Source organism: Pseudomonas baetica (assembly GCF_019733355.1).
GTDB lineage: Bacteria > Pseudomonadota > Gammaproteobacteria > Pseudomonadales > Pseudomonadaceae > Aquipseudomonas > Aquipseudomonas baetica_A.
In genome coordinates this window covers 48222-61396 of record NZ_JAIHLQ010000001.1, presented here as the reverse complement: position 1 = coordinate 61396, position 13175 = coordinate 48222, and the positions used below count along the sequence as shown (strand labels likewise).

General features: G+C 58.3%; 14 protein-coding genes. 5 read left to right on the top strand and 9 right to left on the bottom strand.

The window, feature by feature from the left end; genetic code table 11:
* The first annotated feature begins 16 nt into the window (after positions 1-16).
* Positions 17-556, top strand: a complete 540-nt coding sequence (gene moaB / locus K5E40_RS00265) for a molybdenum cofactor biosynthesis protein B (RefSeq protein WP_221729172.1) — start codon at positions 17-19, stop codon at positions 554-556.
* The gene (gene glp / locus K5E40_RS00260) at positions 540-1766 is read left to right on the top strand and encodes a gephyrin-like molybdotransferase Glp (protein WP_221729171.1); all 1227 of its coding nucleotides are present in this window, start codon (positions 540-542) and stop codon (positions 1764-1766) included. Before moaB ends, glp begins: the two co-directional genes overlap by 17 nt.
* Before the next feature lie 61 nt (positions 1767-1827).
* Here glp and K5E40_RS00255 read toward each other — a convergent pair whose 3' ends face one another.
* Positions 1828-2136, bottom strand: a complete 309-nt coding sequence (locus K5E40_RS00255; protein WP_221729170.1) for a hypothetical protein — start codon at positions 2134-2136, stop codon at positions 1828-1830.
* A 313-nt stretch (positions 2137-2449) separates the two neighbouring features.
* On the opposite strand from K5E40_RS00255, the gene yegS reads away from it, so the two are divergent.
* On the top strand, positions 2450-3367 hold the full coding sequence (gene yegS, locus K5E40_RS00250; protein ID WP_221729169.1) for a lipid kinase YegS: 918 nt from the start codon (positions 2450-2452) through the stop codon (positions 3365-3367).
* Here yegS and K5E40_RS00245 read toward each other — a convergent pair.
* The 3 genes from K5E40_RS00245 to K5E40_RS00235 form a co-directional block, all read right to left on the bottom strand.
* The gene (locus K5E40_RS00245) at positions 3351-4010 is read right to left on the bottom strand and encodes a response regulator transcription factor (protein WP_160058885.1); all 660 of its coding nucleotides are present in this window, start codon (positions 4008-4010) and stop codon (positions 3351-3353) included. The two genes, yegS and K5E40_RS00245, sit on opposite strands and share 17 nt — an antisense overlap.
* Positions 4007-4900, bottom strand: coding sequence for a sensor histidine kinase (locus K5E40_RS00240; protein ID WP_221729419.1), 894 nt, complete (start codon positions 4898-4900; stop codon positions 4007-4009). Before K5E40_RS00240 ends, K5E40_RS00245 begins: the two co-directional genes overlap by 4 nt.
* Positions 4901-5388: 488 nt before the next feature.
* A complete protein-coding gene (locus K5E40_RS00235; protein ID WP_221729168.1) occupies positions 5389-5859 on the bottom strand; it encodes a hypothetical protein in 471 nt (156 codons plus the stop codon).
* Between the two features lie 453 nt (positions 5860-6312).
* On the opposite strand from K5E40_RS00235, the gene K5E40_RS00230 reads away from it, so the two are divergent.
* Both K5E40_RS00230 and K5E40_RS00225 read left to right on the top strand, forming a co-directional pair.
* On the top strand, positions 6313-7248 hold the full coding sequence (locus K5E40_RS00230) for a chemotaxis protein CheV (protein ID WP_221729167.1): 936 nt from the start codon (positions 6313-6315) through the stop codon (positions 7246-7248).
* Between the two features lie 91 nt (positions 7249-7339).
* Positions 7340-8146, top strand: a complete 807-nt coding sequence (locus tag K5E40_RS00225; RefSeq protein WP_221729166.1) for an MOSC domain-containing protein — start codon at positions 7340-7342, stop codon at positions 8144-8146.
* A 72-nt stretch (positions 8147-8218) separates the two neighbouring features.
* Here K5E40_RS00225 and K5E40_RS00220 read toward each other — a convergent pair whose 3' ends face one another.
* The 5 genes from K5E40_RS00220 to atuD form a co-directional block, all read right to left on the bottom strand.
* Positions 8219-8503, bottom strand: a complete 285-nt coding sequence (locus K5E40_RS00220) for a pyrimidine/purine nucleoside phosphorylase (protein ID WP_221729165.1) — start codon at positions 8501-8503, stop codon at positions 8219-8221.
* A 71-nt stretch (positions 8504-8574) separates the two neighbouring features.
* Complete coding sequence (locus tag K5E40_RS00215; protein WP_221729164.1) at positions 8575-9117, bottom strand: exonuclease domain-containing protein; 543 nt, start codon at positions 9115-9117, stop codon at positions 8575-8577.
* A 70-nt stretch (positions 9118-9187) separates the two neighbouring features.
* Positions 9188-11149: an acetyl/propionyl/methylcrotonyl-CoA carboxylase subunit alpha gene (locus K5E40_RS00210; RefSeq protein WP_221729163.1), complete on the bottom strand. Its 1962-nt coding sequence runs from the start codon at positions 11147-11149 to the stop codon at positions 9188-9190.
* A 52-nt stretch (positions 11150-11201) separates the two neighbouring features.
* Positions 11202-11999, bottom strand: a complete 798-nt coding sequence (locus K5E40_RS00205; protein ID WP_221729162.1) for an enoyl-CoA hydratase/isomerase family protein — start codon at positions 11997-11999, stop codon at positions 11202-11204.
* Positions 11996-13153 carry a citronellyl-CoA dehydrogenase gene (atuD, locus tag K5E40_RS00200; RefSeq protein WP_221729161.1) on the bottom strand — a complete coding sequence of 386 codons (1158 nt, stop codon included), beginning with the start codon at positions 13151-13153 and terminating at the stop codon, positions 11996-11998. Before atuD ends, K5E40_RS00205 begins: the two co-directional genes overlap by 4 nt.
* Positions 13154-13175: the final 22 nt, after the last annotated feature.

The window sequence follows — 13175 nt, the reverse complement described above, 5'->3', positions numbered from 1 at the left end:
ACAACTGGACGAGCCTATGAAAGCCAAGGCTGATGTACCTTTCGTGCCGCTCAATATTGCGGTTCTGACTGTCAGCGATACCCGAACCCTGGAAACTGACACCTCGGGTCAGCTCTTCGTCGATCGCTTGACTGCGGCTGGCCACATTCTGGCTGAGCGTGTCTTGCTTAAAGATGACCTCTACAAAATTCGCGCGCAAGTCGCCAACTGGATTGCCGACGATGTCGTGCAGGTTGTGCTGATCACAGGTGGCACCGGTTTCACCGGGCGTGACAGCACGCCTGAAGCCGTCGCGTGCTTGCTCGACAAGCAAGTGGATGGGTTTGGCGAGTTATTCCGGCAGATCTCGGTGGCCGATATCGGCACCTCTACCGTGCAGTCCCGTGCGCTGGCCGGCCTGGCGAATGGCACACTTGTTTGCTGCTTGCCGGGTTCGACCAACGCCGTGCGCACTGGTTGGGATGGCATTCTTGGCGAGCAACTGGACGCTCGCCACCGCCCGTGCAATTTCGTGCCTCATCTGAAAAAGGCGATGCCTTGTGAGTCCCGTGGGTAAGCCGGGCAAGATGGGCTCGCTGATGCCGGTCGAGGAAGCGCTGGCGCGTTTGCTGGATATGGCCGAGGCCTCGCCAATCGTCGAGCATGAGTATTTACCACTGGCGCTGGTCGAAGGTCGGGTGCTGGCCGAAGATTTGATTTCGCCTCTCGATCTGCCACCTTGGCCCAATAGCGCCATGGATGGATATGCCCTCAACCTGGCCGACTGGACCGGCGAACCTCTGCCAGTCAGTCAAAAGGTGTTTGCCGGGCAGTCTCCCGAAACTCTGAAACCCGGTACCTGTGCGCGCATCTTCACGGGAGCGCCGGTACCGCCCGGCGCAGATTGCGTAGAAATGCAGGAAAACGCTGACGTTCAGAGCGATGGAACCGTACGCTTCATCGAACCTATGAAGATCGGCCAGAACATTCGCCCACAAGGCCAGGAAACAACTGTCGGTGAGTTGATCCTGTCGGCCGGAACCCGGCTTGGCCCGATTGAGCAAGGTTTGGCTGCTTCGCTGGGCTGCGCCGGTCTGACGGTTGTGCGCAAGGTTCGAGTGGCGGTGATTTCCACCGGCGACGAATTGGTCGAGCCGGGTCAACCGCTGGGGCCAGGGCAGATCTACAACAGTAATCGGGTGCTGCTGTGCAGCTGGTTACAGCGTCTGGGCTGTGAAGTGATCGACGCGGGCATTCTTCCGGATGATCTGGCGGCCACCCGTGCTCGCTTGGGTGAGTTGCAGGATGTTGATCTGATTCTTTCCACTGGAGGCGTATCGGTGGGGGAGGCTGATTTTCTGGGTATCGCTTTGCGAGAAGAGGGCGAACTGGGCCTTTGGAAGCTGGCAATCAAACCCGGAAAGCCGCTGACATTTGGCCATTTCCGCAATGCGCCCGTTATCGGGTTGCCCGGTAACCCGGCTTCGACGTTGGTGACCTTCGCGTTGCTTGCTCGGCCTTACCTGATGAGGCGCCAAGGTGTGCGGGATGTCGGCCCTCTGAAGTTCAAGGTGCCAGCAGGCTTTGTCTGGCCTGTTGCCGGCAACCGGCGTGAATACTTGCGGGGTCGTCTTGAGCAGGGGCGGGCGACTATCTACCGCAACCAGAGCTCAGGTGTGCTGCGCAGCGCCGTGTGGGCAGACGGATTGGTTGAAGTATTGGAGGGGAGCACTCTGCTTGAAGGAGACGAAGTCGTCTTCATTCCGCTGAGTGATCTCCTGGGCTGACCCCCGCCCCGCAAATGCAGGCGTCGACTGATCCTGTCGACGCCTGCAATGTTTCGTTCGGTCAATGGCTGATCAGTGCAACAAGCTGGTCGAATCGGCTATTGGCCACCCAACCCAGCAGACACAGCACTACGGCTGTTGCGCCCGCCGAGTAGGCGAGACGGTGTTTGATCGTTCTGACGTCACTCCGGACTTCGTCCATGTCCCGTCGAATGTATTTGAGGTGGGTTTCCAGCTCGGTCACACGAGGTTCCATATCAGTTTCTCCAGTGGTCTTGGTGCTGTTTTTGAAATCGGACTTGTGACTCGCACGACATTCGGCGAGAGGGGCAACCGGACTCACTGGCATTCTGGCTTCATGGCTTGACATGGACATATCCACTTGCTGTTTCAAATGTACGCCAGCTACCTTTTTCATCTTTCGAGCTATTAAAAAACTTTGGGGAGTTTCCACTCATTACATGCACGTCCTTGTGTTGTCGGATTGATGATTGATACCGCCGGCACACGTTGACCCAACTGTCCTGTGTGGTCAATTGAGCCGATTCCGCATGTTTCGTAAGAAAAAGTACCTGTGTGTAGGACGCTTCGGCCGGCAATTGAATTAATTGTCATTCCTGTGGCTTTTTTGCGCGACACGGCGGTCAACATGTTTCAATCGATTCAATTCAGGGAGTGACGCTATGAGTGAACGCCGGGCGCTGTTGGTTCTGCATGGCAAGCAGGCACTCAACGAGGCCGTTCGCACCGCGGTAGAGAACAAGCGCAAGCAAGGCTGGGAGTTGGCGGTGCGCTTGACCTGGGAAGCGGGGGATGCCCAGCGATGGGTGGAGCAAGCGTTGGCGGACGGTTACACGAAAATTATTGCTGGCGGCGGAGACGGCACGTTGCGCGACATCGCCGAAACCCTCGCGGCGCATCCGGGTAAAGCCAGTCTGGTGCTATTGCCTTTGGGAACCGCCAACGACTTTTCCCGCGCAGCAGGGATCCCGCAGGAGCCGGCCAATGCGCTTGAGCTTCTCGATGTACCGCCGTGTGACATTGATCTGGGGGAAGTGGGCGGGCAGGTCTTCCTGAATATGGCTACCGGCGGTTTCGGCAGTCAGGTCACGGCCAATACTTCAGAGGAGCTGAAAAAAGTATTGGGTGGTGCAGCCTACCTGTTCACCGGTTTGTCGCGGTTCAGTGAGCTGCATGCCGCTTATGGTGAGCTGCAAGGGCCGGATTTTCACTGGAGCGGCGAGTTGCTGGCATTGGGAATCGGCAACGGGCGTCAGGCGGGTGGCGGACATGTATTGTGTCCGCAGGCGCTGGCCGATGACGGTTTGCTTGATATCAGCATCTTGCCAGCACCACAGGAGTTGGCCGGCACATTGAAGTCGCTGCTCAGCGATGGTTTCGGTATCGACAACATGTTTGTAAGAACCCGATTGCCTTGGGTCGAAATCAAGGTCGCTGAAGGGCTGTACATCAATCTTGATGGTGAGCCGCTGGAAGGCAGCAGCATGCGGTTCGAGGCACGGCCAGCGGCGTTGCAGGTTCACCTGCCGAGGAGTTCGCCGCTCTTGACCATCAAGCCGTCAGTCAGTCGTCCAGACTGATGATCTGTTCGCGCACGGCGAACAGTACAAGGCCCGCCACATCGTAGATTTGCAGGCGTTTCATGATCTGCGAACGGTGGGTCTCGACAGTCTTGATGCTCAAGCCCAGGCCATTGGCGATTTCCCGGGTGGATTTGCCGCGCACGATCAAACGCAGGATTTCCAGCTGTCGGGCAGTCAGGTTGTGCGAGTCGGCGGTTTCCGGCTGCTGCTTCTGATTGCGGGTCAGCGCTTGGTTGATCACGGTGTGGGCGATGGCCGGACTCAAGTAACGTTCGTTGTTGCGCAAGGCTTCCAGCGCGTGCTCGAGTTCGGTGGCTGTGGTGTCTTTGAGCAGGTAGCCGTGGGCGCCGGACTCCAGTGCCTGCATGATCAACGCAGGGTCGGTGTGCATCGACAGGATCAGCACTTTGCTCTGCGGACGCACGCGCTTTAGCCGTTGCAAAGCTTCCAGCCCGCCGGTTTCTTTCATGGAAATATCCAGCAGCACGATATCGGGACTCAGTTGCTCGACCATTTCGAGCAGTTGCGAGCCGTCATTGGCCTCGCCAATCACCGCGTAACCGGGAATATCCAGCACCAGAGCGCGCACGCCGGCCCTGATCAGCGAGTGGTCATCCACCAGAAGTAAGTTGCAAGTCAACGCATAACCTTATTCGTACTGGCCCGTTCGAGTGCACGGGGCGCCCAGGGGAAAAGTGCTTCGATTCGAGTGCCTTTGCCCGGCTCACTGATAACGTTCAGGGTGCCACCCAATTGCTCGATCCGTTCGGCCATCCCGGCCATGCCTCGCTGTCCTTCACGACCTGGATTGGCGGCAGGGGCAAAGCCCAGTCCGTCATCGCTGATCAGCAACGTCAGGCCCTCTGGCAGGCGTTGCACGCGTATTACCAGATTTTTCGCCTGCGCGTGACGCAGGATATTGGTCACAGCCTCCTGGGTGATGCGAAAGGCGGCGACCGCCATTTCTTCCGGGATGCCGTTAAGGCGTTGCTGGCAGTCGAGGCTCCAGTGCACGCTTGTATGAGTCAATGTCTTGAGCAGGTGTGCTCGCAGGCTGGCTTCAAGGCCAAGGCTGGTCAATTGGCGAGGATTGAGAATGGCCGATACATCACGCACCTTGTCGAGCGTTTCCTCAAGGGTTTCGCACAGTGCGGTGCATTGGTCCTGCAAGTCTTCCGGCATCCGCCGTTTTAGCCAGTCGCTCTGCAGCTTGGCGGCGGTCAGCAATTGGCCGATATCATCGTGCAGCTCGCGGCTAAGGCGGTGGCGTTCGTTTTCCTGGACTTCGAGCAGGCGGTCGGCGAGTTCCTGAGGCTGAAATTTGATTGATTTGCGTGACAACCGATATTGCACCCAGACACAGGTGGTAGCCGCGACGTCAAGCAACAACAGTCCGAGGCCAAGGTGTGCGGAAAAGCCATAGGTCAACAGGCTGCCAAGTGTGGCCGCGACACAAAGGATGAGTGTGAACCGGCGGGCGTTTTCCCGAGAGGGTGGCCATGTGGTGATTGACTTGAGACTGGCGTACATAACGGATGGAGCCAATGGATGTTCGCTGCGGGTAGACCGGCCGGTGGCTGGCGGGTCTCTGTCTGAAAATGCTGTCAATTATGTTATTGATTTCAACGCGGTCAGTGATCGTGTTTGGCTGCCAACTTCGGTGGAGTGCCTATATCTGGATATCACTGTGCCATTAATTTGAGAGCAACTAATGGGCGGCATAATACCACTTAAGATACCGTTGGTCGCGCTTGCTATATATGTCCGAGGAGTCAGGAATATGCGTGATATTGGACGCGAGTGCCATAATTGAAAAAGTCAATCTATTGTGTTCGATAGATGTCAGCGTGCCTGAAGTTGATTTTTAACACACAGGCAAACCCTGAGCCCGACCGGAAATATCCATTGTTGTCAGGTGCGATGATTTAATTCGATTTGTCGCTAACAGGCATGAACTATTCAATTACGACATTCAGCGGCACAGTGTGGCGACCTCTTCAGTCATGGCGCGCGCCGTATCAGGCCTGTCGCTCCGAATAGGCCAGGAGGGGCAAACGTTTGGCGGTGGGGGCTGGCTGAAACCGAGTTTGACCGACCTGAAAGGCGAAGGCATCGATCAGCGAGGCCTGTTCACTTTTATCGAGGCTCAGCTGCCCGGTGCTCTGATCGACCAGTTCAAGTTGCCAGGCCATCAGCGTGAAACAATCCTTCAAGGCAACCAGGGCCTGTTCGTTAAGGTCGACGTGGTCCTGCACCAGGTTGAGCAAGTCGTAAAGGTGCCGGGAGAACTCGGAAATAGCCTCAAGCGCCAGGGCCTCAGCCCTGCTTGCAAGCTTGAGCAGCGTGCTGAGCATGCAGTCGATGGCGTCCTTGTCGTTGCTGATCAGTTGCAGATGGCTGAGGCATTCTTCGGACTTGGCCAGGAGCGTTTCGGCCTCGACCAGAAATTCGGGGAAGCGTTGCGCCCACTCTTTACGGTCGATCGGCATGCTTATCTCCACAACGTCATGTCTGGTGAGGGAGTGCCGTGTGTGACGACGATCATGAATCGTCGGGAGATCGCGCCCAGACGTGCAGGTGCACAGACTGAGAGGTTCCAGAGGGTTTGTTGCCACTGAACTGCGATCGCACACAATAGCCTGACTCCGTTCATGCAATGAGAATGGCGTCACATTAATGGCTATTGGATATTGCGAATATCAGGTTGGTCCTGATTGTTACTAGGGGAATCCCTTAGACGCGGGAACCTACAGTGCAAACCGAGGTCGCGCCGCAAAGAATGTAGCAGATGAAAATCACGGCGCCAGTAAAGCATGATGTTAATGTGACATCAATGGTGCGTTATGGCATTTTGATGGTGAATTTTGCGGGAATCAAGATTCGTCATAGACAGCCGATAACCCCTTTTAGTGAATTCATCAGAACAAGCCCAGGAGTCATTGATGGCCGGCATTCTCGACACGGTAGACCAACGCACGCAACTGGTGGGTGAGAATCGCCTGGAAATTCTCATGTTCCGACTGGCCGGGCGCCAATTGTTCGCGATCAACGTGTTCAAGGTTCAGGAAGTGCTGCAACTGCCAAAGCTGACCCTGATGCCTCAGCGTCACCCGTTCGTCTGCGGCGTGGTCAACCTGCGTGGGCAGACTTTGCCGGTGATTGACCTGTCGCAAGCGATCGGTATGCGTCCATTGGTACCAGGTCCGAACAGCACCATCATCGTCACCGAGTACAACCGTTCGGTGCAGGCATTCCTTGTCGGTGGTGTGGATCGCATCGTCAACATGAACTGGGAAGCCATTCTGCCGCCGCCGGCCAGCGCTGGCCGTCAGCACTATTTGACGGCGATCAGCAAAGTCGACGATCAACTGGTGGAGATCATCGATGTCGAGAAAGTGCTTGCAGAGATCGTCCCCTACAACGCCAAGGTCTCGCGTGACAAACTCGACGATCCGGTGCTGGAACGCGCCCGTGATCGCGAAGTGCTGCTGGTGGACGACTCCAACGTGGCGCTCTCGCAATTGCGTGACACCCTCGGCCAGCTCGGCGTGAAAATGCACATTGCCAGCGATGGTCTGAAGGCACTGAACATGCTCAAGGCGTGGGCTGATACCGGCGTGAACATGACTGACAAACTGCTGATGGTATTCACCGATGCGGAAATGCCAGAGATGGACGGCTATCGCCTGACCACCGAAATTCGTAACGATCCACGCCTGCGTGGTCTGTATGTGGTGTTGCACACCTCGTTGTCCGGCAGTTTCAACGAATCGATGGTGAAGAAGGTCGGCTGCGACAATTTCCTCTCCAAGTTCCAGCCGGACAAACTGGTCGACGTGGTACGCCAGCGTCTGATGCTCGACGAAGTTCCAGCGTGATGGATCTGTTCGAAGGCTGACCTCTCGTCAGTCTTTGATTCGCGGGTGAAGCTCGTATAGGGTGGCGTTTTTGCCCACAAGGGAGCTGGCCATGCTGCGTCTGAGCGCGCTTTATCGTTACCCGTTGAAATCTGGCAAGGCCGAGGTTCTGCAAGGGATCAGCGTGGACAAGCTGGGACTGGAGGGTGATCGACGCTGGATGTTGGTCGACGAAGCCAGCGGCCGTTTCCTGACCCAACGCGCCGAAGCGAAAATGAGCCAGCTGTCCGCGCTTTGGAATGCTCAGGGTGGCCTCACCTTGAGCGCGCCTGAGCATGCTTCAATCGACATCACCTTGCCTGCCAGCGATGCGCAGTTACGTGGCGTGACCATCTGGCGCGACACGTTGCGTGTGCCGGATGCCGGTGACGAAGCGGCAAATTGGGTCAGCGAATTCATCGGTAAACCGACCCGTCTGGTGCAAGTGCCGCTGGACCGAGCCCGCACGACTCAGGCCGGTTTCGGCAAGGACGACGATCAAGTCGCCTTCGCCGATGGTTTTCCACTGTTGCTGATCGGTGAAGCCTCGTTGCAACACCTGTCGCAACAGGTCGGGCGGCCGTTGGAAATGCTGCGTTTCCGGCCGAATCTGGTGATCGAAGGCAGCGAGGCGTACGCCGAAGACAGCTGGAAGCGTATCCGTATCGGCGATGTCGAATTCCGTGTGGTCAAGTCATGCTCGCGTTGCATTCTGACCACGATTGATCCGCAGACCGGCGAGCGCAGCGCTGATCGTGAACCGCTGGCGACCCTGCAGAAAACCCGCGCCCAGGCCGATGGCGCGATGTTCGGTCAGAATCTGGTCAACGATGGCAATGGTCATCTGGAAGTCGGGATGTCAGTGGACATTCTCGAGTAATCAATGCCAGAACGAAAAATGCCCGTGTCCTTGGACACGGGCATTTTTTTATCGCGCAGGAACCCGATGGGTTTAGCCGCGGTATTCGCACAGGTAAGCGGTGTCGACCGCGACTTTCAGCTGGAATTTGCTGTTGGCCGGCACGTTGAACTGGCTTCCGGCGGCGAAGGTTTCCCAGTTGTTGCTGTCGGGCAGTTTGACGGTCAGTGCGCCAGACACTACGTGCATGATTTCACGCTGGCTGGTGCCGAATTCGTATTCGCCCGGGGCCATGACGCCGATGGTCGCCGGACCTTCAGCGGTGCCAAAGGCGATCGACTTGACGGTGCCGTCGAAGTACTCGTTGACTTTAAACATGGGCGATTCCTCGAAAAGGGCTAAAAAGTGAGGCGGCCAGTATGCACAAGGCTTTTAACGCCGTCACGCCCCTAAAGCGGCAGCACCAGCGGCAGCAGGCGCGCGGTGTTGCGTGCATCCTCCAGCGCTCGGTGTTGCTGACCGCTGAACTGCATCCCGGCCAGTTGCAGCGCGCCATTAAGGCCCAGCGGCCGCTCCAGGCGCCGGGCCTTGGCGAAGCGTTGCTTGAGGTTCATGTGCGGTACCCGGCTTAAGGCGCTGTCGAATTGCAGCCGCTGCCATTCCTGAAGTAACTGTTTGCGGTCGTAATCGCCCCAACTCACCCAGCCTTCGAGGCGCGTCTGATGCTGACCGAGCCAGCGTTCGAAGGCCGGCCAAACCTCGGTCAACGGCAACGCTGCGTCGATATTGGCTTGAGTGATGTGCGTGAGTTCGCGACAGAACGGCGTCAACAAGGGCCGTCGCGTCGGTTTGACGAAGCGCTGGAAGTGATCCTGCTCGCGTCCGGCACGATCAACCAGTGTGGCGCCGATCTCGATAATTTCCATCTCGGTGACCGGCCAGCCACCCTCGTCGGTGGTGGCTTCCAGATCTATGACCAGCCAGTGAGGCATCGCAGGGTTCCTGATTTCCGCGTCCTGATTCATCAGAGCGTAGTCAAACCCTGCGTTTGCGCCTGGCGACTCACTCCACTTGCAACAGGATCTGACGATTTTTTACCTGATCGCCGACCTTGACCTGCACCCGCTTGAGCACGCCGTCAATGCCGGCCTTGAGCGGGTGCTCCATTTTCATTGCCTCCAGCACCACCAGCAACTGACCTTTGCTGACCGCGCTGCCTTCGCTGACCAATACGTCGACGATGGCGCCGTCCATCGGTGCTTTTAGCGTGCCGGAGCTGACGCTGGTCTGACTGCCGATGACCGCGTGAGTTCGATCCTCAAGGCGCAGGTTGCCGGGATGGGTGAACAGCCAGAGTTGCTCAGCATTGAGCCGATAGGCGTGTCGCTGGCGCAAACCGTCGATCTCCAGCGTCAACGCCTGTGGCGTGTGGTCGATGATTTTCAATTCCAGGGGCTGTTGCGCCACTTGCACCTGGAAGGTGTTTTGACCCCGGGGGAGTAGTTGCAGCGTCCAGTCCTGCGATTCAAGCCCGAGGCGATAGTGCAGCGGCACATTGGCATTGTTGCGCCAACCCGCCAATGCCGTGCGGTGGAGGCGGGCGCCTGCCTGATAGAACAGCACCGCGGCGATTGCCAGTTGTTCGGCACTTGGCACGTAGCTGTGCAGGCTTTCGTGATCCGAAAAGTGCTGGGCAATGAACGCCGTGCTGAACGCACCCCTGACAAATTGCGCCTGTTGCAGCAGGCTGACCAGCAAACGCTGATTGCTTTGCACGCCCAGCAACACCGTGTCCTGCACGGCACGCAACAGTTTGCGCCGCGCCTCTTCGCGGGTGGCGCCATGGGCAATCAGTTTGCCGAGCATCGGGTCGTAGAACGGGCTGATCGTTTGACCTTCGAGCAGGCCATGATCGATGCGTGCGCCGTGCTCAAGCGCCGGCTCCCAAGCTTCAATGCGCCCCGTTTGCGGCAGAAAGTCCTGTGCAGGATCTTCGGCGTAGAGCCGCACTTCCATGGCATGGCCATTGAGTTGCACCTGATCCTGAGTCAACGGCAGCGGCTGTCCTTCGGCGACCAACAGTTGCCAGGCGACCAGGTCCAGCCCGGTAACCAACTCAGTCACCGGGTGCTCCACTTGCAGGCGCGTGTTCATCTCCAGAAAGTAGAACTGCCCGCGGGCATCGAGCAGAAACTCCACGGTACCGGCGCCGACGTAGTTCACTGCGCGTCCGGCCTTGAGCGCGGCCTCACCCATGGCCTGGCGCAGTTCGGCGGTCATCACCGGGCAGGGTGCTTCTTCGATGACTTTCTGATGACGACGCTGGATCGAGCAGTCGCGTTCGCCGAGGTAGATAAGGTTGCCGTGCTGATCGCCGAACAGTTGCACTTCAACGTGGCGCGGCTCGATCAGCGCTTGTTCGAGGATCAATTCGTCACTGCCGAATCCGTTCAATGCTTCCGAGCGTGCTGTACGCAATTGCGCCGGCAATTGCGACGCGTCGTGCACCAGACGCATGCCGCGTCCGCCTCCGCCAGCGCTGGCTTTGATCATCAATGGATAGCCGATGCGTTCGGCTTCGCGCAGCAATGTGCTGTCGCCCTGTTCTGCACCTTGGTAGCCGGCGATGCACGGCACGCCGGCTTCGAGCATGGCGATTTTCGACAGACGTTTGCTGCCCATCAGTTCGATGGCGTCGGCACTTGGTCCGATGAAGGTCAAACCAGCCTGTTCGCAGGCGCGGGCGAATGCGGCGTTTTCCGAAAGAAAACCATAGCCGGGGTGGACGGCATCGGCGCCGCTGCGGCGGGCGGCATCGAGAATGGCCGGGATGTTCAGGTAGGACTGTTGCACTGGCGCCGGGCCGATGGGCACGGCTTGATCAGCCATTTTTACGTGCAGCGCATCGGCGTCGGCGTCACTGAACACGGCGACGGTGCGGTAGCCCAGGGCCTGTGCGGTGCGCTGGATACGGCAGGCGATTTCACCGCGGTTGGCGATCAGAATTTTCTGAATGGCGGGCATGGGCTGTTCCCTCGAAAGTTGCGGTGTATGTGCTGGCCTGCTCGCGAAGCTTTTAGGTGGCCCATCCGGGTTTGCGTTTTTGCATGAACGCCATGGTGCCCTCGATGCCTTCAGCACTCGTCACGGCTTCGCTGAACCACTGCGCGGCTTCATCGAGTAATTCACTTGACGGTTGCCCGGCACTGGCCAGCAGCAATTTCTTCGTCGCAGCATTCGCCTCCGGCGCGCAACACAGGACATGCTGCAGCACCTCATCCAGGCGCTCGGCCAGGGCCTGCGCATCCTGCTCGACAAAATGCACCAGCCCCAAACGGCGTGCCTGATGGCCGTCGAAACGTGCTGCTGTCAGCGCCAGTCGGCGGGTTTCAGTCAGGCCGATGCGTTGCAATACAAACGGTGCGATCTGCGCGGGGATCAGGCCCAGGCTGGTTTCCGGCAAACCGAATTGCGCCTTGTGATCGGCAATCGCGATATCGCTGACACAGGCCAGTCCGAAACCGCCGCCCATCACGGCGCCTTGCAGCACGCAAACCAACACTTGTGGCGCGTGCTGCGCCTCTTCCAGCAATGCCCCGAACGCACGGTTCAAGTGGCGGTAGGCGTCTGCACCCTGAGTGCGGGCGTTGGCCATGTCCTTGATGTCGCCGCCTGCACAAAAATGTCCACCGGCCCCACTGAGCACCAAGGCTCGAATGGCACGTTCATCGCGAACCGTCGCCAGCACCGCTCGCAGTTCGGCGACCATCTGCAGGCTCATTGCATTGCGGCTCTGCGGGCGATTGAGGGTGACGTGCAGTACGCCGCCGTGCCGCTCCAATAGCAGTGTCTGGCAATCGGGCAGGGGGCTCATTTCTTTTTCCCCGGCAGGATGCCCATCAGTTTGCAGATGATCCCCAGCATGATTTCGTCGGCGCCGCCGCCAATCGACACCAGCCGCACATCGCGGTAAGCACGGGCCACCGGGTTATCCCACATGAACCCCATGCCGCCCCAATATTGCAGGCAACTGTCGCTGACTTCGCGACCCAGACGCCCGGCTTTGAGCTTGGCCATCGAGGCCAGGCGCGTGACGTCCTGGCCTTTGATGTATTGCTCGGTGGCCTGGTAGACCAGTGCCCGCAGGCATTCGATTTCGGTCTGCAATTCGGCGAGGCGAAAGTGGATAACCTGATTGTCGATCAGGGCGTTGCCGAAGGTTTTGCGCTCCTTGCAGTACTCGATGGTGCTGTCGATGCAGTATTCCAGGCCCTTGAGCATGTTCGCCGCGCCGAACAGACGTTCTTCCTGAAACTGCAGCATCTGCATCATGAAGCCGGCGCCTTCATGGCCGATGCGGTTGCGCTGCGGGATGCGCACGTTGTCGAAAAACACCTGAGCGGTTTCCGAGCTGCGCATGCCGAGTTTGTCCAGATGCGAACTGAGACTGATCCCGGGTGTGTTCATCGGCACCATGATCAGCGATTTGTTGATGTGCGGCTTGTCGTCGGAGGTATTGGCCAGCAGACAGATGAAATCAGCGCTTGGTGAGTTGGTGATCCACATTTTGCTGCCGTTGATCACGTAGTCGTCGCCGTCCTTGCGGGCGGTGGTTTTCAGCCCGGCGACGTCGGAGCCAGCGCCCACTTCCGAGACACCGATGCAGCCGACCTGCTCGCCGCTGATGGCCGGGCGCAGGAATGCTTCACGCAGTTCATCGGAGCCGAAGCGGGCCAGCGCCGGGGTGCACATGTCGGTCTGCACGCCGATCGACATCGGAATGCCACCGCAGTGAATGGTGCCAAACTCTTCGGCCGCGACAATCGAGTAGCTGTAATCGAGGCCCATGCCGCCGAATTTTTCCGGTTTGGAAATCCCCAGCAAGCCCAGATCGCCCGCCTTGCGGAAAATCTCGTGGATCGGAAAGCGTCCGGCCTTTTCCCATTCGTCGACATGCGGATTGATCTCGTGCTCGACGAATTGGCGGACAGTGCGGCGCAGCGCTTCGTGTTCCGGGGTGAAGATCATTTTTATTGTTCTCCGTAAGATC